The organism is Paenibacillus lentimorbus NRRL B-30488 (genome assembly GCF_000411595.1).
Classification (GTDB): Bacteria; Bacillota; Bacilli; order Bacillales; family Bacillaceae; genus Bacillus; species Bacillus velezensis.
On record NZ_ANAT01000045.1, the window covers coordinates 151,425 to 174,194 of the forward strand.

The window sequence follows — 22,770 nt, forward strand, 5'->3', positions numbered from 1 at the left end:
TCGCACCTTCTTCTTAAAAGTCATTACCATTATGGACATCCGCCTGTTTTCTATACAGCGGCCGGCAACACACAAAAAAACGCAGCCGAGGCCGCGTTTTTTCACTTCTGCTTACTGTTTTTGATTCGATCTGACGACCCGTAAGCACACCTCAGCGGCATAACCGGCTGCCGCTCCGGAACCCGCAAACATCGCGGCAAGCCCCAAGCCCATTCCTTCCCAGCCGCCGATACCGAAAATACTGTAAACAACCGTACCGAAAGCAGTCAGGCCCAGCACCGCCAAAAGGCACTCAGGCCACATCTTTTTCGGCCATTTCTTACGGAGCACAGCCGATACGGCAAAGTTAAGACAAAATGCGGCCAGACAGATCAGATAAAAAAACCCCATGTCTTTTGCACCTCCGTCATAAGGAGCTTTTTATTTACTCACCTTTTTTTCAAACAAATGATAACCCGGCGCGAGCCCTTTTGATTCGTAACCCATTCCGCTGTAAAACGACTGAAGCGCCTTGTTTCCGGACACGCAATCGAGCCGGATTTTCGTTTTTCCCGGACAAGACACACCCGTCTCCGCCCAAGTCATGATTGTCCGGCCGAGCCCCGCGCCTGCAAACCGCCTGTTAATCGCCAGCCGGTGGAGATATACGGACTCCTCATGTCCTTCATCGCCCCATAGACGTCTGTCCCACCCGCTTGCTTCGGGAAGCAGCATGACGACGCCGGCCAGCTCTTCATTCTGCCTGAATAAAAAAACATACCCTTTGGCGATCGCCTCCCGCATATTGTGGGTATCTTCCCCTTGCAGAAGGCCGATCCACTGGTTCGACCCTTTATCGCGAAGCCATTCTGCCGCTTGCACGAGCAGATCCATGACCTCTTCTTCATCATCCTTCCGGGCGGAGGTGACCCGGAATGCCCCCGTCTTCTCCTCCGTAATCGTAAATGGTGTCATAAAATCCTCCTGTAATCAGAATATTCGACACCTTTATTATAGACCAAACGCAGAAAGGAAAAAACAGCCGTCATGTTTGAGGGCCGTTTAAAAAATTTTCTTCTTATCACGTTCTTCTTTTAAAATCTCAACCGCTTCCCTGAAACGCATAGAGTGAACGATTTCACGCTCACGCAGAAAACGGAGTGAATCATTCAGGTCAGGATCATCGGAAATATCAATAATCCATTGATACGTCGCTCTCGCCTTTTCTTCAGCCGCAATATCCTCATATAAATCAGCAATCGGATCTCCCTTCGCCTGTATGTAAGACGCTGTGAACGGAACTCCGGCCGCATTGTGATAAAACAGCGCGCTGTCATGGTTGACATAATGATCACTGAGCCCTGCATCACGCAGCTGCTCCGGTGTCGCATCTTTTGTCAGCTTATAAATCATCGTCGCAATCATTTCTAAATGCGCAAACTCCTCCGTGCCGATATCCGTCAGCAGGCCGATCACCTTGTCAGGAATCGTGTAGCGCTGGTTTAAGTACCGGAGCGCTGCGGCCAATTCGCCGTCCGCCCCGCCGTATTGTTCAATGAGAAACTTAGCCAGCATCGGGTTGCATGTACTGACTTTAACCGGATACTGCAACTTTTTTTCATATACCCACATTTACAGATCCCTCCTTATACTTGCCATGGCCAAGGACCGCGGCCCCAGTCCCATTGAGCGCCGACCTGACTCACGCCGAATTGCAGAAGCGGTCCGTACTCAGGCTCAAACCGCTTTCTCAGCTGTCTTGAGTACCGGGAATATTCATGAAACTGCTGAAGCGCGAGACGGTCATGGGGATGCGTATCCAGATAAAGCGTCAGCTCCACCAAGACAAAGTCCGCCGCCTGAATTTGTTCCAGCAGCCGATAGTATTCATCATCAATCTTTTTCGCCATATTCGATTCCCCCCCGATAAGGATTATCATAGAAATCGTAAAGATCCTTCCAAAGGGTCCCTTTTCTCAATGCCTCCATCGGAGAAAACTGCTCCAAGTGATACGGCTGAAACCGCATATAAAGATGCGGCGGCGTTCTGTAGTATTTTCTCCCGATCGGCGGGCAGGGATCAAACCGGCTGTGGAAGGGTTTATAGGATTTGACCGGTGTAAACGGCTGATTTTCTTTCATTACGATCCTCCTTTCCTAAACACATGACCTTAATAGGTATGAATCCGTATCGGCATTTATGCCCTGTAAGAAAATAAAAAAGCCCGTTAAAAACGGACACAATGCAACTCATCTGGAATTTGAAGTAAAAAATCATAATGAAAAATCTGCTTGAAAACGCTGATAATGTTTCAATGTATATTCCGTAATTCGTTGATCATATTCAGGATATTCATATCTCAATAAAACAGCCACTGACTTTGAATATGCTCTAAAGAGACCTTGGCAGTCAAACAATGCCTTCCACACGCTTTCATAAGTATTGCCGACATAAGTATTCAGCAGGATTTCCCAATCTTTCGCATTCATGTAATGTTGAATATACTTATAATTCTTCCCTACACTTAATGAAAACTGATTCTCTATCCCGATATTCCACGCAATCATACGCAAAACATTAGGCCTTAAAATGTCATTCATATGATCCAGCGCAAACAGTATTTCTTTACGCATTAATCCTTTAATCACATAGGTTGAAACCATCCAAAATTCATTGCAGCAATCATCAAACTCTCTGGGAGTCGGTTTCTTTATATGATATTGTTCATCACTCGCAATAATCTTACTATTGATTCGGTCATCCTTGTCTAATACTATTTCCGCCAAACCATCACTCTGTGTAAAATAATCCTCTGTTTGACTCAGAGGGATCAAAGTTAAGTCGATTTTATGATGATCTTTAAATAGCATGAGATAGGAGAACCAGTCTCCGAGCTCCGGAGGGAAAAGTTCCATATCTTCAGGTTTTTGCATCATCAATCTTTCGCCAAACTGATCCAGCCAGCTTTCGTCAGATGTGAAAGAGTCCATATCGGTCACAAAATAAGAAATATCATAGTCTTGAAATTTGTCTCTCGGTACATTTTTATTGGTTCTTGATCCCTCTAAAGTGACAAGACGGATTCTCTCGTCCTTCATCGCAATATCAAGAATCAATTTCATCATTTCGTCTTCACTTCTCACATGTAAAACCTCCCGATAAAGAGATTTTTACAGATCATGCTTTTCAGTTTATAAACAACTTGCTCATGATTTACAGAAAAGTCCTATGTACTTGATGATTTTGCTTCAATCGTAACACAGCTGCAAGAACATGAGAAGAGCACTCTTGCTGTTCCAAGAGTGCTTTTCCCGAATGGTCAGATATATTGGCTGTCCCGATGATGATGATGATGGAACGGGTAGCCGCCGTAGCCTCCGTAGCCGCCAAAACCGTACCCCGGATATCCTCCGAAGCCTCCGTAGCCGCCAAAACCGCCGTAACCGCCAAAACCGTATCCCGGGTAGCCGTAGCCTCCGCCGAAACCGTATCCCGGATATCCTCCGAAGCCGCCGTAGCCACCGTAGCCTCCGTAGCCGCCAAAACCGTACCCCGGGTAGCCTCCGTAGCCGCCATAGCCGCCGTAAATCGGTCTTCTTTCATTCATGATTTATCGCTCCTTCACATAGGTTACAGTCCAGTTTATGACATGCGGAAGGAAACGTATGGGCATCCGCCCAGTTTTGGTGAAATAATCAATAATTGCTTACGGAGAAATACGATACAGGCCGGCCGCATAAGCAAAATAAAAAGGCCGGAACTTATGCCGTCCCGGCCTTTTTGTCTTTATTCGCCTAAATCCACATTGTGATAAACCTGTTGTACGTCTTCGAGGTCTTCCAGCACATCGATCAGCTTTTCAAATTGAGCTTTCGCATCTTCCGGAAGCTCGACTTCATTTTGCGCAAGCATCGTCAGCTCCGCAACCGTGAACTCTTCAACGCCGGCATTTTTGAATGCCTCCTGTACGGCATGGAATTGATCAGGCTCGGCATATACGATAACACTGTCATCCTCTTCCAAAATATCGCGCACGTCCACATCAGCTTCCATCAGCAATTCCAGCGCTTCATCCGCCGTCTTGCCTTCAACGCCGATAACGGCGGTCGCATCAAACATGTAAGCGACAGACCCGCTCACACCCATATTTCCGCCGTTTTTCCCGAATGCGGCGCGCACTTCAGGCGCCGTGCGGTTTACATTATTCGTTAACGCATCAACGATGATCATTGAACCGTTCGGCCCGAAACCTTCGTAACGCAGCTCGTCAAAGTTCTCCTCCGCGCCGCCTTTCGCCTTTTCAATCGCACGCTCAATAATATTTTTCGGCACACTGTACGTCTTTGCGCGCTCAAGCACCACTTTTAATGCCTGGTTCGATTCCGGATCTGGCTCGCCTTGTTTTGCCGCCACATAAATCTCACGGCCGAACTTCGCGTAAATCCGGCTCGTATTTGCGTCCTTTGATGCTTTCTTTTCTTTAATGTTGTTCCACTTACGGCCCATTTTGTTCCACTCTCTTTCACGAATTGAATCTGTATGATAAATACTCTGCTTCTATTATACCTCAGCGGTTGGGTTGTTTCGAGTGTAAGACATTAGAAAAAACAGGCACGCTTAAAATCACCGGAGCGCAGTAAGCCGAATTTGAGGATTATTGTACAAAACATAAAAAAGCCCCCTTCATACAGGAAGGAAGTCGCAAGCCAAAAGATTCATTTTATTCTTATTACCTATTTCCTACACTGTATATCCTGACTCACGTGGTAAAATTTTGATATCGAACAAAAGAAAGGATATGGTCATGAAAGTTTTCGAAGCAACCACCCTCCTGGCCGCTGCCAAACAGCGCGCGGGTGAATACAAAAAACTGCGCGGTCAAATGGTTAATCTGAAAAAAGCATTTCAAGGCATGGCTGATCTCGGTGACGGTGATTTCTCAGGCCGGGGCGCTGACAACATCAAAGCCTTTTTCAAGGACCACGCCGGCGTTACTGACAGCTGGCTTGATCTGATCGACATGAAAATCGCATTTCTCACAAGCCTTCCCGGCAAGGTCGAAGATGCCGGACTTTCCAGTTCGCATGTGGAGGAATCTTTCCTGGAGCATGAACTCACCCACGCCCTTAGTAAATCAAAGGCGATTATGGAAGGGCAGAAAAAGGACATGCGCTCCATCCTCGGAGAGATCGAAGACATCATCTCGCTTGATCTATTTTCAACGGAAAGCACAGATCAGAAGCTGTCTTCAGCTGACAAAAAAAGAAGCGAAACGATACATAAGCTCGGCAAGCTTGATCACGATCTAACGAAAGAATACGCAGAAACCGAAGCGAACGAACAGTTCATCCAAGCCGACTTTCAGCAGCTCCAAAACGCCACGGGCAAAGGAAAAAGCGCCACGCCGCTTCACTACAACGCCAAGGCGTACCGTGAAAGCGACATCCATAAGAAAAAAGGCGAGATTGCAAGACATTCGGATGCTTATTTGAAGATGAAGAAAGAGGAAGCGAAGGAACGAGAGATTGAAAAACTGAAAGAAAGACTGAAAAACTACGATTATGCGAATGCTGATGAATTCTACTCAATGGCCAAAACAATCGGCTATAAAAACCTGACAAAAGAACAGCAGCGCTACTTCACTCAAATTGAAAACACGCGTGAACTTACAGACGGTTTCAAAGGCGTTGCCGTCGGCCTTTATGATTCCGGAAAAGACGCGGTCACAGGCCTGTGGGATATGGTCACAGATCCGGGCGGAACGGTTGAAGCCATTACAGGAGCGGTGGCTCACCCGATCAAAACGTATGAAGCCATTTCAGCGGCAATCGAAGAATCGTACCAAAAAGACATGGTGAATGGCGACACCTACTCCAGAGCAAGATGGGTGTCATATGCAGTGGGCACCGTTGTGACATCAGTTGTCGGCACAAAAGGCGTCGGTGCCGTCTCAAAAACAGGAACAGCCGCCAAAGTGACAACCAAAGTCAAAACAGCAGCACGCAAATCCGCCGCAGCTCAAAAAGCGATAACGGTCTCAAAACAAACCGTTGACCACATCAAGCAAAAGGTCAACACAGGCATAGAAGTATCAAAAAAACGTGTCAAAACCAAGTTACATCAAATTGGAGATCTCACCCTGGCTGATATTCTCCCGTATCATCCGCGTCACGACTTAGTGCCGGCGGGCGTGCCTTACAATGCAGTCAACGGGGTCACACTTAAAGAGGGACTGCAGAAATTCGCCAAGGTCATCCTGCCGAAACCGTACGGAACCTCCGCAAGCGGCAGACGGACACCGGCACCGCATGTACCGCCGGTAACGGTCAAATACGGCGAGCATTTTGCGAAATGGACCAGAAAGAAAGTATTGAAGCCGAATGTCATCTATAAAACAAAAGAAGGCTACACGTACACCACTGACAACTATGGTAGAATTACAAGTGTCAAAGCAGACTTGCAGCTGGGAGAAGCAAAACGCAACCAATATGCACAGTCAAAAGCAGGTAAACCAGACCGTCTGACAGATGACGACGGAGGCCACCTAATCGCCACCCAATTCAAAGGCTCAGGGCAATTCGACAACATCGTGCCTATGAATTCTCAGATTAATAGGAGCGGTGGGAATGGTATGAGATGGAGCAGGAATGGGCAAAAGCTCTTAAAGAAGAACCTCCCAAATTAGTAACAATTGAAATTAAGCCTATTTATAGTGGAGACTCTTTAAGACCTAATTTATTTAAGGTCAAATATAAGATCGGAAATAAAAGATTTAAAAATGTTAGAATAAAAAATCAAGCAGGAGGCTGATATTGTGGAAACTGAAAAGATGGGAGTACTATATCAAAAAATCGCTGAGCAAATAAATGAAATTATCCCCTCTGAGTGGGAGAAGGTTGCTCTTTATGCCGAAATTTTAGATGATTCTTCAGAAGTTTACTTCTTCTTTACTACTCCACAAAATCAGGAATATATATATTCACACGATATTCCTGAACATTTTAATGTTGATGAAGATATATATGACGAACTTCTATATGAATTGCATGATTACTTTGAAGAGTTACGGGATCAAACAAACAACGAGGACTTATGGACAAACCTCACTTTGCATCTCGAACGAAGCGGTAAATTCTCAATTGACTACGATTACACCGATGTCATCGCCTCAGACTTAAACGGAACACAACGGCAAGTGGTATGGGAATATCAAAACTTGGGGATTTTGCCTCAAGATGAGGATGATAAACAGTTTGTAATAAGCTACTTCGGTCTATAAATCATTAATGCTCAGCACTTCTTTGCTGGGCTATAACCATTTTGTAAATAAGCTATCGTTATGAACACCCGCAATTTAATAATAACGGTCTGGATATAATCCAATAAAAAAACTTAGAAGACTATCCTGAAAATCCATCTAATAAAGTTGGGAAAACAAATGTTAGAAAACATTTATCTGCAAATAGCTGATGTTATAAGAAGAATGATCCCTTCTGAATGGAGCAAAGTTGTTCTTTATGCAGAAACACTAGACGGCTCACGAGAAGTTTATTTTTTCTTTCAAACACCCGAAAACGATGAATATATATACTCTCATGACATTCCAGAACAATTTCAGGTCAGTAAAAAATTTATACCGAACTACTACTAGACCTCCAAGAGTTGTTTAAGCAGTTACACACTGAATTTAAAGAAAATAACCCCGAAGTATGGGCAAATTTGACACTAAATCTTGAAAGCTCTGGAACGTTTTCAATTGATTATGATTATGAAGATATTATTGAGTCTGATTTGGACGAATACGAAAGACAAATGATTTGGGAGTTCAATAACTTGGGTACCTTTCCCGAAGATGAAGAGGACAAAGAATTTGTTAAGGATTATCTAAATATTAAGTAAGACTTCGGAAATAATGATAAACAAAACAGGCAGCATCCAGTAAACGGATGCTGCCTGTTACATCGTTATGTATCGTCTGAAGAAGTCATTTATTTTGTTTTTTAAATATGAAAATAGATATGACGGTAAATATGATGGCTGTAATGACAATGACCCACAAGCTCGCAGCCGTACTGATAAAATGGCCGTTTAACTTGTAGACGATCCCGTAATGCTTTTCATATTCCTGTATTTGGTCCGCAGAAGCATGTTTAAATACTTTATCAACTGAGTCTGTCATAAACGCTTTTCTGAACAGAACGGCGGTGTGGCTGATAGGGAAATACATAATAATCTTCTGCACAAACACCGGTACGCCGCCGATCGGCACATATACTCCGCATAAAAAACCGATGGCTGTTCCGACAATTGTACTTAACGTCGAAAATGCATTTTGTGTGTGAATAAACAGCGTTAAAAATAAATTTATGGAACTTGAGAGTGCAACTGAAAGAATAATGATCCCCAATACTTCAAGTATATCTGTACCGCTTAAAAGCTTGCTGCCTGTTGAAACGAGAAAAATTTCACAGCCTAAAAAGGCGATGAAAGAAAAGATCAAGCCGATGACAAATGAATGAATGACATAGCTCAATTGGATGGTCGCCCTTGATAAAGGAGCTGTTAAAAAGTCATACGTTCTCTTGCTTTCTTTATCTTTCACCATAATTCCGAAAGCGCCTAAAGTCGTTGTCACAGCTGTAATGGACAGCAATCCCGCCACCATCCATTCGTTCACCATTGCTTTGGGATCATCTGTCGAAGCGACCAGGGCCTTAATAGCGTCCAGCTGTGTCTGCTGTAAGAACACGGCATATAACAGAATGACGATAAATACTGACAGCAAAGAAAGAAGCAAAAGCGTTCGATCACGGAAGTATATTTTTATATTTCTGCTGATTAAACTGGATAAAGACTTCATTTATGCAATGCTCCCCTTTACTGGCAAACTGCTTCCTTGTTCTTCGATAATATGGATAAACACATCATCCATATTTCCTTTAATCACCTCGAAAGATTCAATTTTTCCTTCAAGACCTTTCAAAATGTCCAGCGCATGGAGAGTAGACTCAACACGAAGGGAATAAATAGAGTTTTTAACCGTAAAATCCAGTTGTTTATTTTCAAACCATGCAGTCGGATCAACGCCTTGCTTAAACATCATGTGCAGACTGTCAAACGCATATTGATCTTTCAGCTGACTCGGTGTACCCTCTGCGATCAGACGTCCTTCTTTGATGACCACAACGTTATCAGCCACAGCGGCCTCCTCCATGTAATGGGTCGTTAAAAAGATCGTCATGTTTGTTTCTTCCTGCAGCCTTTTAATCGCATTCCAAACAAATACTCTCGTTTGCGGATCAAGACCTGTAGTAGGCTCATCTAAAAATAATATAGTTGGTTTATGGATGATGGCACGGGCAATATCCGCTCTTCTTCTTTGTCCGCCTGACAAATCGCTGTATTTTTTCTCCTTAATATCATCCAATTTTAAATAGTCTGTTACAAACTGATAGTTCTCTTGCACTTGTACCTTGCTTAAATGATAATATTGTCCGCGGTTCATGATATTTTCATAAACGGTCAATCGTTCATCCAAAATGCTCTCTTGGAAAACAACTCCGATCTTTTTGCGGATATGATTATTCTCTTTTCCCTCACCAAGCGTATAACCGTCTATTACCACTTTTCCGGATGTCTTTTTAATCAGCGTACAGAGAATATCGATAGTGGTCGATTTCCCTGCACCGTTCGTTCCCAGAAATGCAAACAGCTCGCCGCGTTTGACAGAAAAGGATACCCCTTTCACTGCTTCAAATGATCCATATTTTTTGCGCAGATCGGTTACTGTAATAATGTCTTGTTCTTCTCCCATTCTGTTCACCTCGAAAAGTAAGATTCTATACCGTTGTTCACTAACTTTATATCGTCATTCCCGCCAGTATTTTCTCATTTTTATCCAACTTTATTATCTTTTTATAAATAATTATCTTAATTATAACGATATAATTTATTATTTTCGGGTTTTGTTATTGGATTTAGGGATCGGTGGATTTTCTATACAAGGGGATCACTATTGATTTTGCAGGAAATTTATACATGCTGTATTCAATAAACTCTTTATCATTAAAAGGGTTTTTATTGGTTAAGAATTTCAATACTATTTAAAACTCCTGTTTATAACCGAAATACATACTATCTTAGAACATTAAGAAAGGAGAACATAATGGAAACATGCCCTTATTGTGCAACTTCAATTCAAAAGGATAATCAGTATTACTGTAGTTTTTGCTTAATGTACATACATAATGTTCAGAGAGATGGCAAACGTGAAATCATAGATTATCGTGAGCATACTTCTGAATTAGATTTGGATAAGTCTACACCAGAACTAATGACTATGCCAACAATTGAATTATTTCATTTACTGCGGCTCTCAAGAAAAATACGCAAACAGAAGTATGATCAGCTATATAAATCTCGACTTGAATCAGAAAAGGGAAATGAATCAGAAAGTGTTCAAATCGCAACGGATAATTACCAATATTACACAAAGAAAATGTATATCATAGAGAATATATTAAATAAACGTCTGGGTTACATCCCGGATAGGATAGATAATGTATTTCTTAAGAGTTATTTAGAAAAAGTAATGATTAGTAAGGAGAAAAACAAGATATGAAAGTGTATTAAAAAAGCTGCCCCTCTAGAGTGAATATTAATAAAGAGATGTATAGAAAGCTATATTATAGACGTTAACCAAACATCTTCTGGTACTCCTCTCATGTCACGAGTTCGTCCTGAATACAAAAAAATGCGGATTAAAAAAGGCAACCATCCCTAAGGGTTAGTTGCCTTCTCTTAATTCCAGCACAGCCACACACTCCACATGATTCGTATGCGGGAACATATCCACAGGCTGCACTTCAAGCGTCTGATACCCGCCATCCTCAAGCACCCGCAGGTCTCTTGCAAGCGTGCCTGGATTGCAGGACACATACACCACCCGCTTCGGTTTCATGTCGATGATTGTCCGCAGGAGGGCTTCGTCGCAGCCTTTTCTTGGCGGGTCGACGACGAGGGTGTCGGCCGTGATGCCTTCTTCATACCATTTCGGAATGACGGTTTCCGCTTCTCCGACTGCGAATTCCGCGTTCGTGATGCCGTTCAGCTCAGCGTTGCGTTTTGCATCCTCAATGGCTTCCGGCACGATTTCGACGCCGTATACTTTCTTCGCCTGCTCCGCTAAGAAGAGAGAAATCGTTCCGATGCCGCAGTAGGCGTCGATGACGGTTTCTTCCCCTTGCAGCTCCGCGTACTCAAGCGCTTTGTCGTAGAGCACTTTTGTCTGTTCCGGGTTGACCTGATAGAACGATCTGGCGGAGATGGCGAATTTGACGTCTCCGATGAGGTCGTAGATGTATTCTTCGCCCCAGATGACGTTTGTTTCGTCCCCAAAGATGACGTTTGTTTTATTTGGGTTGATGTTCTGCACGATTGATTTGACGTGCGGGAATTGCGTCGTGATGTCTTCGATGATCTTCGCTTTGTGCGGGAAATCGCTTGTTCTTGTGATGAAGACGATCATCATTTCGCCCGTGACGACGCCGTATCTGACCATGATGTGGCGGAGCCAGCCTTTGTGGCGTTCTTCGTTGTAGGCTTTGACGCCGTATGAGGCGCAAATATCTTTGACAGCTTGAACGGCTTCGTCGTTTTTGGATTGCTGGATCATGCAGGCGCTCATGTCAATGATGTCATGGCTTCTTTGCTGATAGAATCCGGCGACGAGTCCGCCTTCCCGTTCTCCTACCGGCACCTGCGCTTTGTTTCTGTAGTTCCACGGGTCTTCCATGCCGAGCGTCGGGTGCACGGTGACATTGGACAGGTCCAGCTTGCCGATCCGTTCTAAGACGTCTTTGACTTGTTTCTGTTTAAACAAGAGCTGGCCTTCATAGGTCATGTGCTGAAGCTGGCAGCCGCCGCATTGTTTGTAGATTGGGCACGGGGCATCCGTTCTGTGCGGGCTTTCTTCTTTCAGTTCAATCAAGCGGCCGAAAGCGAAGCCTTTTTTGACGCGTGTCACTTTGATTTGCGCTTTTTCCTCAGGCAGGGCGTTCGGTACGAAGATCGGGAATCCCTGAACCTTTGCGACGCCCGCTCCTTCGTGCGTCAAATCCTCAAATGTCACGTCATAGTATTCATTTTTTTCTATCGGGGGTTTCATTTTCATCTATAATCACCTCTCGTTTTACCAAAAGCCTTGTTTCAGCGTGCTGGCAAACCTTCAAATTCAATGTCAGCCTTCAAAGGTTTCCGATCACGCTGAAAAGATGACAAAATCCTAAAACGAATACTGTTTTAGGATTTTGTCCGCGTATTAGTCATCCAGCTGTTCCGCTTTCTCCTTCGGCATGATGACGTGAATATGCCGATACAGGTTCACGAATTCGCCGGGCAGCATGCCGCCGTATTCGCCGTCCAGGTTCAGCTGCATCTTTTCTGATACATTGACTTTCACGCGGTTCGCTTTTGTGTAAATAATGTGCTGATCGTTAATATGATCGCCTCTGAGCGCCATGCTCGCGACTCTGATAAACTCCGCGAGATTGGCTTTTTTCAAAATAATCAAATCAAACATGCCGTCATTCAGGCTGGAATCAGGGGCCAGCTTCTCGAATCCGCCGACCGAGTTGGTCAGCGTCACTAAAAACAGCATAATTTCGCCTTGAAACAGCTTGCCGTCATATTCAATCTCGACTTCTGTCGGTCGAAGTGAAGGCAGCATTTCCATTCCCTTTAAATAATAAGCAAGCTGGCCGAGCATCGTTTTCAGTTTGCTTGGCACATCATACGTCAGCTCCGTCAGACGGCCTCCGCCGGCGATGTTGATAAAATATTGACCGTTCACCTGTCCGATGTCGATCGGGCGGGCCACGCCGTTAATGACGGTATCAGCGGCATTCAGTATATTCTCTCTCGGAATGCCCAGCGCTCTGGCGAAATCATTTGTCGTGCCGACCGGAATGATGCCGAGTGTCGGGCGTTTGTCTAACGGCGCAAGACCGTTGACGACTTCATTAATCGTTCCGTCTCCGCCGGCTGCGATAATCAGGTCAAACTCCCGCAAAGCGGCTTCTTTTGCGGCGTGGGTGGCATCCCCCGCGCATGTGGTGGCATGGGTGGAGGTTTCATAACCGGCTTGTTCAAATTTTTGCAGGACCTGGGCAAGATTTTTCTTGAAAAGCTCCCGTCCTGAAGTCGGATTGTATATTATGCGTGCACGTTTCATTATCTCATCATCCTACTTAAGAGTATCCGATCCATTATTAACACTAACAACCTTTAATTATACTATGACTTGAGAAAATCGCAACAATATGTACAGGAATTGCCAGAAGAAAAAAGGCCCCGGCTCCGTTTAAGGAGCCAAGGCCCGCTGTCTTACTCTTCTTCCGTTCCAGGTTTTTTCTTACGGAATTTCGCTAATACTTCATATACGATCGGCACAATCAGAAGAGTCAGCAGAGTCGAACTGATTAAACCGCCGATAACGGTGACACCGAGTCCTTTAGAAATGACCTGGCTTCCGCCTTCAAAGCCCAATGCCAATGGAAGCAGGGCGCCGATTGTCGCGATCGCCGTCATCAGAATCGGACGCAATCTCGTAGAGCCGGCTTCCAGGAGCGCTTCTCTCGTCGATAGGCCTTCCGCTTCTTTATGGATGACGCGGTCAATTAAGACAATCGCGTTTGTGACGACGATTCCGATCAGCATCAGCATACCGATCATGGCATTCAGACTGACCGTCTCTCCGGATACATACAGTCCGACTAATGCGCCGATGACTGTAAACGGAAGCGAGAACAGAATCGCAAACGGCGCTAATGCTCCGCCGAACGTGATCACAAGAACGAGGTATACGATGGCGATTGCGGCAAGCATCGCTAACCCGAGTTTCGTAAAGGAATCTGCAATATCCGCTGATACACCGCCGGTATCAATCGATACATTGTCCGGTTTATCCAGTTTGTCAACTTTCTTTTGAACGGCTGATGACACCTTCGTGACGTTGTCAGAAGTGACGGTTGCCGTTACGTCAGCATACACTTTGCCGTCGCGTTTGGAAATGGTATCGGATGTCGTGCCGTTTTTCACTTTCGCCACATCGCCGATTTTTACTTCTTGGCCTGCAGGCGATGTGATGGTTTTATCCTCTAATTCTTTTACACTCTTATACTGGTCTTTTTCTGTTTTGATGTTGACGTCAAGCTCTTTGCCGTCTTTTTTCACCGTTGTCAAAGGAGACTGTGACGTTTGGGACATCAGGGCTTGGGAGATTTGCGAAGCCGTCAGGCCCTGCTTGCTGAGTTTCTCCTGGTCAGCGACGAACGTGTACTCATCATATGTGCTGGAAAGGCCTGAGTTGACGTCTTTCAGATCCTTCTCCTTTTTCATGATGCCTTCGATGTCTTTGACCGTGCCTTTAATATCAGACTCTGAATCTCCGTACACATAGTACGTTAATTCGTTGTTGTTGCCTGACGAACTGAAATTTTGTGATTTCCATTCGCCGCGGCTGGATGTTTTTTTGATTTCTTTTAAGACATTGTCTTTTTCTTTGTCAAAATCAGGCGTGTCATCCTCGTATTTCACGTAGAACAATGCGCCGTTTGAGCTTCCGCCGAGCGGACTTTGCGAGCCTAAAGAATACTGAACGGTATCGACATGTTTGCGTTTAAGCAGCATGTCTTCCGCTTTTTGCGCAGCTTTTTCAGCTTCGCTTTTCGTTTCGCCCGGTTCAGGCGTGTATGTGAGCTGCATCGTTTTGTCCGCTTGCGCAGGCAGGTAGCTCGCGCCGATCAGAGGTACGAGGAACAAACTTCCGACAAGCATCAGAACCGCGATGATAGATGTAATCCATTTATGGCTTAATGACCAATTCAGCACTTTTTTATAGAAATTGGCCAATCTGCCCGGCTTATGCTCTTTCGCTTTAACAGGTGCGCCTGTGAGCGATTTTTTGAATAAGCTGTGCGCAAGCATCGGCACCAGTGTGATCGAAATCAACAGTGATGCGGCAAGCGCGAAGACGATTGTTAAGGCAAACGGCATAAACAGTTCACCGATCTGTCCGCCGACCATGGCAAGCGGCAGGAATACGGCAATGGTTACGATCGTTGATGACATGATCGGTTTAAACATTTCTTTTGTCGCTTCACGCACCAATTGCTTCCCGCGTAAAGGTTCATCTTTCAGCCTCATGCGGCGGTAAATGTTTTCGATCACGACAATCGAGTCGTCGACTACCCGTCCGATGGCGACCGTCATCGCACCGAGCGTCATTATGTTCAATGTGACATCAAGCTGATTCAGCACGAGAAGCGCAATCAGCAGTGACAGCGGGATGGAAACGATAGAAATCATCGTTGATTTAATATCTCTTAAGAATAAGAGAATGATCACGACCGCAAAAATCGCGCCGAAAATCGCTTTGCTTAACATCGTATCCACTGACTCTGTAATCGGCTCTGCCATATCAAGAGTCGAGCTGTACTTGAACCCTTTATGGTCTTTTTTGTATTGATTCAGTTCATCTTTAATCGCATCGGCCACTTCTACCGTGTTGGCGTCATTGGCTTTTACGATATTAATTCCAATGCTGTCCTTTCCGTTTGTGCGGGAAATGGATTCAGCTTTTTTCACATCTTTAATGTCGGCAATGTCAGAAAGCTTGACTGTCGGCACCCCTGCTGCCGCGCTTTGCTGTGCCTGCTGCATAGCCTGAGCGTCCGCCGCAGATGCCGCACCGGCTCCGCCCGCTTGACCTTGAGCGGCAGAAGAAGATGTGACCGGAATTCTCATATCTTTCAGATCTTTAATTGACGTAATATTTCCGTTAACGACAACTGATTTTTCTTTGTTGCCGAATGTGTACAATCCAAGCGGCGTATTGACATCAGAGCCTTGGATCACTTTCTTGACGGTATCTTCATCAAGTCCGTACTCTTTCATTTTTTTGTCTTTGAAAGAGAATTCCACCTGCTCTTCCTGCTGTCCGGAAACTTGCACGGACGCAACGCCCTGAATGCCTTCAAGCTTAGGAACGAGAGTGTTTTCCACATTTTTAGTCAGATCTTCAAGCGAGCTTTTGCCGCTTGTCACACTGAGCGTCAAAATCGGGAAAGAGTTGAGGCTGTAACGGGAAATGTCAGGTTTTTTCGCGTCATCAGGAAGGCTGACACTGTCCAGCGCTTCAGCGACTTCGGTTTTCGCCTTGTCCATATCCTTGTTGTAATCATATTCAATCATAACCGATGAGACGTTTTCAGAGGATGTGGACGTTACGACGCTCACTCCTTCTAAATTCTGCACCGCCTGCTCGATCGGTTTTGTCACGTCATCCGCAACTTGACTCGGAGCAGCTCCGGGATAAGTCGTATTTACTGAGAGGTAAGGCATGTTGACGTCCGGTATGGATTCCTGCTTCATATTCATACCGGCATACAGCCCTGCTACAGTAACGATAATCGTCATCAGCCAAACTGCGAATTTGTTCTTCAGTACAAAGTTAATAATGTGGTTCATCATGTCCTCCGTTAATTTTTATTGACTGACTGGTCATTCTATATAATACTAAACGGTATAACTCAACATCGTCAACTAATAAGGCAGTAAATTTTTCTAAATTTTTCAGGATTAAGGGGAAGCACGTCATGAACGAAAAAAAGAGAAAATCATAAAAACAGGCATCCATTTATTTGCCAAAAAAGGGTTTTCTTCAACAACCATTCAGGAAATCGCCGGTGAATGCGGAATTTCAAAAGGGGCCTTCTATCTTCATTTTAAATCAAAAGAAGACCTTTTGCTCTCAGCATGTGAGTATTACATCGGCATGTCTATGGAAGAAATAAAGAAAATCAAAACAGAACATCAGCATAAATCGCCTAAGGACGTATTCCGAAAACAAATCGCTTATCAATTCCATGAATTTATGGAGCACAAGGACTTTATCATTCTCTTGCTGAGCGAAAAGGTCATTCCTGAAAATCAAAAGGTCAAACAGTATTTTCATGAGGTCAATATTCAATTTAACATGCTGTACCGGGATGCTTTGCTCTCCGTTTACGGAGATGCCGTCATACCGTTTATAGCGGATGCGTCCGTTATGGCGCAAGGAATAGTGAGCTCCTATATTCATTTCTTGATTTTTAATGAACATACGGCATTCCGGACGGAAAACGTGGCGGCCTTTCTGATTGCCAGAATCGATGACCTGATTACGGGACTGATAAGAGACAATCCCGATCCGCTGCTGCCTGAGGATATCTTCACTCAGCCGGCGGCGGACAGAGAAAGACTGCTTGCGGATATTCAAAAGATAAAAGCACAGCAGGGGCTGCCTGAGGACGTCCTCGTATCGCTTGAAGTCATTGAAGAGGAATACGCAAAGGAAGAGCCGCGAAAACCGATTATTAAAGGAATGCTATCCAACTTGGCAGGCAGCGGAAATGAGCAGATTGAAACGCTGCGGGCTTCCATTGAAACCTATTTCAGCTTATAAAAAAAGAGACCGGCGCTTACCGGTCTCCGTGTCAGCAGCGCCCTTTCAGGCGGCTGCTTTTTTTATCGTTTTTTGATTTCTTCAAGTAAGATTTTGTTGACCATCGGCGGGTTGGCCTGTCCTTTTGAGGCTTTCATAATCTGCCCGACAAGGAAGCCGATCGCACGGTCTTTTCCGTTTTTGAAGTCTTCAATTGACTGCGGGTTGCTGTCAAGCGCATCTGTTACCAGCTTCAGAAGCACGCTTTCGTCAGAAATCTGCACAAGGCCTTTTTCTTTGACGATTTTTTCTGCGTCGCCGCCTTTTTCAATTAATTCTTTAAAGACTTTCTTCGCGATTTTGGACGAGATGGTTCCTTTTTCAATCAGCTTAATCATCCCGGCAAGGCCTTCAGGAGTCAGTGCGACATCCTCAAGCTCTTTTTGTTCGGCGTTCAGGTAAGCTGAGACTTCACCCATCAGCCAGTTTGATGCCTGCTTGGCTTCCGCGCCTTTATTGACCGTTTCTTCGAAGAAGTCAGCCATTTCTTTCGTCAGCGTCAGAACCATTGCGTCATAAGCCGGCAGGCCGAGCTCTTCGATATAACGCTTGCGGCGCTCGTCCGGAAGCTCAGGAATGGTTGCTCTTACGCGTTCTTTCCATTCGTCATCAATGCAGAGCTCGACAAGGTCAGGCTCAGGGAAATAACGATAGTCGTCCGAACCTTCTTTGACACGCATCAAAATGGTTTTTTTCGTCGCTTCATCGTAGCGGCGCGTCTCCTGCTGAATGACTCCGCCTGACAGAAGCACCTGCTCTTGGCGTTTTTCTTCATGCTCAAGTCCTTTTTGCACGAACGCGAAGGAGTTCAGGTTTTTCAGCTCCGTTTTTGTGCCGAATTTCTCCTGGCCGATCGGACGGAGGGAAATGTTGGCGTCACAGCGCAGTGAACCTTCTTCCATTTTACAGTCGGAAACGCCTGTGTATTGGATAATTGATTTCAGCTTTTCGAGATATGCGTAAGCTTCCTCCGGTGTGCGGATATCCGGCTCAGATACAATCTCGACAAGCGGCGTGCCCTGGCGGTTGAAGTCAACGAGGGAATAGCCGTCGCCCGTATGCGTCAGTTTTCCCGCATCTTCTTCAAGGTGAAGACGGGTAATGCCGATTTTTTTCGTTTTTCCGCCGACTTCGATTTCAATCCAGCCGTTTTCGCCGATCGGCTTGTCAAATTGAGAAATTTGATATGCCTTCGGGTTGTCCGGGTAGAAATAGTTTTTCCGGTCAAACTTCGTATCCGTTGCGATTTCGCAGTTCAAAGCCATTGCGGCTTTCATCGCGAATTCGACCGCTTCTTTGTTCAAAACGGGCAGCACGCCGGGATAGCCGAGGTCGATGACGCTCGTTTGGGTATTCGCTTCCGCGCCGAATGGCGTCGGTGAGCTTGAGAAAATTTTAGATTTTGTTTTTAATTCCACATGGACTTCAAGTCCGATTACCGTTTCAAAGTTCACTTCATTTCACCCCTTACAGTTCAGGTTTCGCTTTATGATGATCTGTTGCCTGCTCAAAAGCATGAGCGACGCGGTATACAGTGCCTTCATCGAAGTGTTTTCCGATGATTTGCAGTCCGAGCGGCAGTCCGTCCGCAAATCCGCACGGCACGCTGATTCCCGGCACACCCGCGAGGTTGACAGGGATCGTTAAAATATCGTTGGCGTACATTGTGAGCGGATCGCTGGTTTTTTCGCCGATTTTGAATGCCGGTGTCGGCGTTGTCGGTCCGACGATGACATCGTATTTCTCAAATACGTCTTCAAAATCTTTTTTAATAAGCGTGCGCACTTTTTGCGCTTTTTTGTAATACGCGTCATAGTAGCCGGAGCTGAGCGCGAAGGTGCCGAGCATGATGCGGCGCTTCACTTCGTTGCCGAAGCCTTCTGAGCGCGTCTGTTTATAAAGGTCGATCAGGTTGTCCGCATTGTCTGAGCGGTAGCCGTAGCGGATGCCGTCAAAGCGCGCAAGGTTTGCAGACGCTTCGGAAGAAGACAGCAGATAATATGTCGCAAGCGCGTATTTGCTGTGCGGCAGAGATACTTCTTCCCATGTCGCTCCGAGATCTTCAAGCACTTTTAAAGCGGCTAAAACCGATTCTTTCGCTTCTTTGCCGACGCCTTCTCCGAGATATTCTTTCGGCACGGCGATTTTTAAGCCTTTAATATCGCCAGTTAATGAAGAAAGAAAGTCCGGCACTTCGACATTGGCGCTCGTAGAGTCCATTTTGTCCGGGCCTGAAATCGCCTGAAGCAGGAATGCGTTATCTTCTACGTTTCTTGTGATCGGTCCGATCTGGTCAAGTGAAGACGCAAAAGCGACCAAACCGTAACGTGACACGCGTCCGTATGTAGGCTTTAATCCGACGACGCCGCAGAAAGAAGCCGGCTGACGGATGGAGCCGCCCGTATCAGATCCGAGTGAAAACGGCACTTCGCCCGCTGCAACCGCAGCTGCGGAACCGCCGCTTGATCCGCCGGGAACCGTATCGAGATTCCAAGGGTTTTTCGTCGCTTTGTACGCGGAGTTTTCAGTAGAAGAACCCATCGCGAACTCGTCCATATTCAGCTTTCCGATCGTGATGGCTTCAGCGGCTTGAAGACGCTCCACAACCGTCGCATCGTAAATCGGATCGAAGTTTTCGAGGATTTTGCTTGAGCATGTTGTGCGAAGCCCTTTGGTCACGATGTTGTCTTTGACGCCGATCGGCATTCCGAAGAGAAGACCGTGTTCAGACCGTCCGTCAACCGCTTCGTCAAGTTCTTTCGCGTAAGCGCGGGCTCTTTCTTCATCAAGCTGTAAGAATGCCTGCACCTTATCATCCACGGATGCGATCCGTTTGTAAGATTCATCAACAAGATCGGAAATCTTGATTTCTTTTTTATGTATCATTTGTTTCAGTTCTGTGATTTTGTGATCAAATAATGACATACTGTCTCCCTCCTTTAATCCAGAATAGATGGCACACGGACATAGCCGTCTTTATGATCGGGAGCATTTTTCATGACATCCTCGACCGGAAGGCCTTTACCCGCTTCATCTTCTCTCATTACGTTTTTCATTTTCAGCACGTGTGTTGTCGGTTCCACGTTATCCGTGTCCACTTCATTAAGCTCCTCGGCAAACGAGATGATGCTGTCAAGCTGTTCTGTGAACATTTCAGCTTCTTCATCTGTAATGGCGAGTCTCGCCAAATGAGCGACATGCTTTACTTCTTCTATAGAAATTCGTGACATAAGATCCACCTCCGCATAATTCTCCGTTTCGTCATATAATACTGATCATATCAAAAACGAGCCCTCTAAAGCAACAAAACGCCGCCTTCTGAGGCATGATGAAACCCTCTCTATTTTATCCTAAATCGGGGAGAAAGAGAAACGAATTATATGTCAGAAAATTTTTACTTTTATAATTTATTGGTAGCGTTTTCATCTCTAAGCTGTTCTATGTTGGCGGGGATTTTTTCCTTGAGCGGGCCAGGTTTCGAGAGTTGATTGATCGGGGATACTTTGTTAGGTTTAGTAACCATAGCCGGCACTAAATATGTGATTCGCATGGAATGATGACTAAAGGCTGGATCGCCGGCGCATATTCCGGCACTACTAATCTACAGAGGTGATGCAACATTTACATGAAAGAAGAGAGGGTCCAAAAACGTGAGTATTGAATTAATTATATCTCTTGGCATTTACTTTGCTGCCATGCTGTTAATCGGCTGGTACGCATTCAGAAAGACAACGAATATTAATGATTACATGCTGGGCGGAAGAGGACTCGGCCCGTTCGTAACGGCGCTGTCCGCAGGTGCGGCGGATATGAGCGCATGGATGCTGATGGGAGTTCCCGGCGCAATGTTCGCAACGGGGTTATCGACCTTATGGCTGGCGCTCGGTTTGACGATCGGCGCGTATTCAAATTATCTGCTGCTTGCTCCGAGGCTGCGCGCTTACACGGAAGTTGCGGATGATGCGATTACGATTCCCGATTTTTTCGATAAACGGTTCCGCCACTCGTCATCATTGCTGAAAATTGTTTCCGCCGTGATTATTATGATCTTTTTCACACTGTACACATCGTCCGGGATGGTATCCGGAGGCAGGTTATTTGAATCGGCATTCGGCGCCGACTACAAATTCGGTTTGTTTTTAACGGCCGGTGTTGTTGTCCTTTACACGCTGTTTGGCGGTTTCCTCGCTGTCAGTCTGACTGACTTTGTACAGGGAGCGATCATGTTTGCGGCATTAGTGCTTGTGCCGATCGTTGCTTTTACCCAGCTCGGGAGCGTTTCAACGACGATTGATTCGATCAACGCCGTTAACCCGAAACTATTGGATATCTTTAAAGGCGCGAGCGTCATTAGCATTATTTCTTATTTGGCATGGGGACTCGGCTATTACGGCCAGCCTCATATCATCGTACGATTTATGGCGATTAAAGAAGTGAAAGATTTAAAACCCGCCCGCAGAATCGGGATGAGCTGGATGGTTATTTCAGTTGTCGGTTCATTGCTGACCGGGATTATCGGGGTTGCGTATTCTCATCACTTCGGGGTCTCCGTAAAAGATCCGGAAACGATTTTCATTATTTTTTCTAAAATCTTGTTCCACCCGCTGATTACGGGCTTCTTGCTGTCTGCGATTTTAGCGGCGATCATGAGTTCCATTTCCTCACAGCTTCTCGTAACGGCAAGCGCCATTACGGAAGATTTATACCGCGCCTTTTTCAGACGGGAAGCGAGCGATAAAGAATTGGTCATGACCGGACGCCTGTCGGTATTGATCGTGGCCGTTATCGCCATCCTGCTTTCCATGAATCCGAACAGCACCATTCTTGATCTGGTCGGATATGCGTGGGCTGGCTTCGGTTCGGCTATCGGCCCGGCGCTCTTGCTCAGTCTGTACTGGAAACGGATGAATGAATGGGGAGCGCTTGCGGCGATGATTACCGGGGCCGCGGCCGTTTTAATCTGGATTACGACAGGGCTTGCCGCTTCAACCGGCGTATACGAAATCATTCCGGGATTCTTCCTCAGTCTGATTGCCGGTATTGCCGTCAGCCTGCTGACCAAAAAACCGGCCGATGCTTCTTATCAGCTGTTCAGCCGGATGGAAGCTCTTTTGAAAAACAAGAAATAGACAAAAAGCCGTCAGATTTTATCCCTGACGGCTTTTTTCTTCCGCACTTGTCCTGCTATAAATACTGTGAGAAAATCATATCAATTTATTATAAGAAAAATTGCGGAGGTGCTGTGCAA

20 protein-coding genes and 2 pseudogenes are annotated in these 22,770 nt (G+C 45.6%); 6 read left to right on the forward strand and 16 right to left on the reverse strand.

What is annotated here, in order from left to right:
• Nucleotides 1–111: 111 nt before the first annotated feature.
• From D368_RS19260 to D368_RS19295, 8 genes are all read right to left on the reverse strand, one after another.
• Nucleotides 112–390, reverse strand: coding sequence for a YesK-like family protein (locus D368_RS19260; protein ID WP_071391419.1), 279 nt, complete (start codon nt 388–390; stop codon nt 112–114).
• 30 nt (nt 391–420) lie between these two features.
• A complete protein-coding gene (locus tag D368_RS19265; RefSeq protein ID WP_071391418.1) occupies nt 421–954 on the reverse strand; it encodes a GNAT family N-acetyltransferase in 534 nt (177 codons plus the stop codon).
• Between the two features lie 87 nt (nt 955–1,041).
• The gene (gene cotJC, locus D368_RS19270; RefSeq protein WP_003155700.1) at nt 1,042–1,611 is read right to left on the reverse strand and encodes a spore coat protein CotJC; all 570 of its coding nucleotides are present in this window, start codon (nt 1,609–1,611) and stop codon (nt 1,042–1,044) included.
• A 14-nt stretch (nt 1,612–1,625) separates the two neighbouring features.
• Nucleotides 1,626–1,889, reverse strand: coding sequence for a spore coat protein CotJB (gene cotJB / locus D368_RS19275; RefSeq protein ID WP_007408934.1), 264 nt, complete (start codon nt 1,887–1,889; stop codon nt 1,626–1,628).
• A complete protein-coding gene (gene cotJA, locus D368_RS19280) occupies nt 1,873–2,121 on the reverse strand; it encodes a spore coat-associated protein CotJA (protein ID WP_003155704.1) in 249 nt (82 codons plus the stop codon). The genes cotJB and cotJA overlap by 17 nt, the downstream gene beginning before the upstream one ends.
• A 132-nt stretch (nt 2,122–2,253) precedes the next feature.
• Nucleotides 2,254–3,123 (reverse strand): aminoglycoside 6-adenylyltransferase, encoded by an 870-nt coding sequence (gene ant(6), locus D368_RS19285; protein ID WP_128575058.1) that lies wholly within the window; start codon nt 3,121–3,123, stop codon nt 2,254–2,256.
• A 176-nt stretch (nt 3,124–3,299) separates the two neighbouring features.
• Nucleotides 3,300–3,587 carry a spore coat protein gene (locus D368_RS19290; protein ID WP_101562803.1) on the reverse strand — a complete coding sequence of 96 codons (288 nt, stop codon included), beginning with the start codon at nt 3,585–3,587 and terminating at the stop codon, nt 3,300–3,302.
• Nucleotides 3,588–3,766: 179 nt separating this feature from the next.
• Nucleotides 3,767–4,486, reverse strand: coding sequence for a YebC/PmpR family DNA-binding transcriptional regulator (locus D368_RS19295; protein WP_003155709.1), 720 nt, complete (start codon nt 4,484–4,486; stop codon nt 3,767–3,769).
• Nucleotides 4,487–4,784: 298 nt separating this feature from the next.
• Between D368_RS19295 and D368_RS19300 the strand changes: the two are divergent.
• The 3 genes and pseudogenes from D368_RS19300 (at nt 4,785) to D368_RS19310 (ending at nt 7,879) form a co-directional block, all read left to right on the forward strand.
• A pseudogene (locus D368_RS19300) lies at nt 4,785–6,790 on the forward strand (T7SS effector LXG polymorphic toxin).
• A gap of 4 nt (nt 6,791–6,794) precedes the next feature.
• On the forward strand, nt 6,795–7,259 hold the full coding sequence (locus D368_RS19305; protein WP_128575059.1) for an antitoxin YezG family protein: 465 nt from the start codon (nt 6,795–6,797) through the stop codon (nt 7,257–7,259).
• Nucleotides 7,260–7,418: 159 nt separating this feature from the next.
• Nucleotides 7,419–7,879: pseudogene (locus tag D368_RS19310) on the forward strand (antitoxin YezG family protein).
• Between the two features lie 85 nt (nt 7,880–7,964).
• Here the strand turns inward: D368_RS19310 and D368_RS19320 are convergent.
• Complete coding sequence (locus D368_RS19320) at nt 7,965–8,840, reverse strand: ABC transporter permease (RefSeq protein ID WP_071391415.1); 876 nt, start codon at nt 8,838–8,840, stop codon at nt 7,965–7,967.
• The gene (locus D368_RS19325; RefSeq protein WP_071391414.1) at nt 8,841–9,794 is read right to left on the reverse strand and encodes an ABC transporter ATP-binding protein; all 954 of its coding nucleotides are present in this window, start codon (nt 9,792–9,794) and stop codon (nt 8,841–8,843) included. It lies immediately after the preceding gene.
• A gap of 351 nt (nt 9,795–10,145) precedes the next feature.
• Here D368_RS19325 and D368_RS19330 point away from each other — a divergent pair, with 351 nt between their 5' ends.
• Nucleotides 10,146–10,601: a hypothetical protein gene (locus D368_RS19330; protein WP_486129302.1), complete on the forward strand. Its 456-nt coding sequence runs from the start codon at nt 10,146–10,148 to the stop codon at nt 10,599–10,601.
• A gap of 165 nt (nt 10,602–10,766) precedes the next feature.
• Here the strand turns inward: D368_RS19330 and rlmD are convergent, their stop codons facing one another.
• The 3 genes from rlmD to D368_RS19345 all read right to left on the reverse strand — a co-directional run bounded on the left by rlmD (nt 10,767) and on the right by D368_RS19345 (nt 16,507).
• On the reverse strand, nt 10,767–12,152 hold the full coding sequence (rlmD, locus tag D368_RS19335; RefSeq protein WP_033574958.1) for a 23S rRNA (uracil(1939)-C(5))-methyltransferase RlmD: 1,386 nt from the start codon (nt 12,150–12,152) through the stop codon (nt 10,767–10,769).
• 147 nt (nt 12,153–12,299) lie between these two features.
• A complete protein-coding gene (locus tag D368_RS19340) occupies nt 12,300–13,211 on the reverse strand; it encodes a diacylglycerol kinase (protein ID WP_020955460.1) in 912 nt (303 codons plus the stop codon).
• Nucleotides 13,212–13,363: 152 nt separating this feature from the next.
• A complete protein-coding gene (locus D368_RS19345) occupies nt 13,364–16,507 on the reverse strand; it encodes an efflux RND transporter permease subunit (protein WP_071391411.1) in 3,144 nt (1,047 codons plus the stop codon).
• 148 nt (nt 16,508–16,655) lie between these two features.
• Here D368_RS19345 and D368_RS19350 point away from each other — a divergent pair, with 148 nt between their 5' ends.
• A complete protein-coding gene (locus D368_RS19350; protein WP_128575060.1) occupies nt 16,656–17,483 on the forward strand; it encodes a TetR/AcrR family transcriptional regulator in 828 nt (275 codons plus the stop codon).
• Nucleotides 17,484–17,545: 62 nt separating this feature from the next.
• On the opposite strand, the gene gatB is transcribed toward D368_RS19350, so the two are convergent.
• The 3 genes from gatB to gatC are packed head-to-tail and all read right to left on the reverse strand — an operon-like array spanning nt 17,546 to nt 20,752.
• Nucleotides 17,546–18,976 (reverse strand): Asp-tRNA(Asn)/Glu-tRNA(Gln) amidotransferase subunit GatB, encoded by a 1,431-nt coding sequence (gene gatB / locus D368_RS19355; protein ID WP_015388583.1) that lies wholly within the window; start codon nt 18,974–18,976, stop codon nt 17,546–17,548.
• 13 nt (nt 18,977–18,989) lie between these two features.
• Entirely contained in the window at nt 18,990–20,447 is a 1,458-nt protein-coding gene (gene gatA, locus D368_RS19360) for an Asp-tRNA(Asn)/Glu-tRNA(Gln) amidotransferase subunit GatA (protein WP_060674468.1), read from the reverse strand.
• Between the two features lie 14 nt (nt 20,448–20,461).
• Nucleotides 20,462–20,752, reverse strand: coding sequence for an Asp-tRNA(Asn)/Glu-tRNA(Gln) amidotransferase subunit GatC (gene gatC / locus D368_RS19365; protein WP_003155732.1), 291 nt, complete (start codon nt 20,750–20,752; stop codon nt 20,462–20,464).
• A gap of 420 nt (nt 20,753–21,172) precedes the next feature.
• Here gatC and putP point away from each other — a divergent pair, with 420 nt between their 5' ends.
• On the forward strand, nt 21,173–22,651 hold the full coding sequence (gene putP / locus D368_RS19370) for a sodium/proline symporter PutP (protein ID WP_007408914.1): 1,479 nt from the start codon (nt 21,173–21,175) through the stop codon (nt 22,649–22,651).
• The last annotated feature ends 119 nt before the right edge of the window (nt 22,652–22,770 follow it).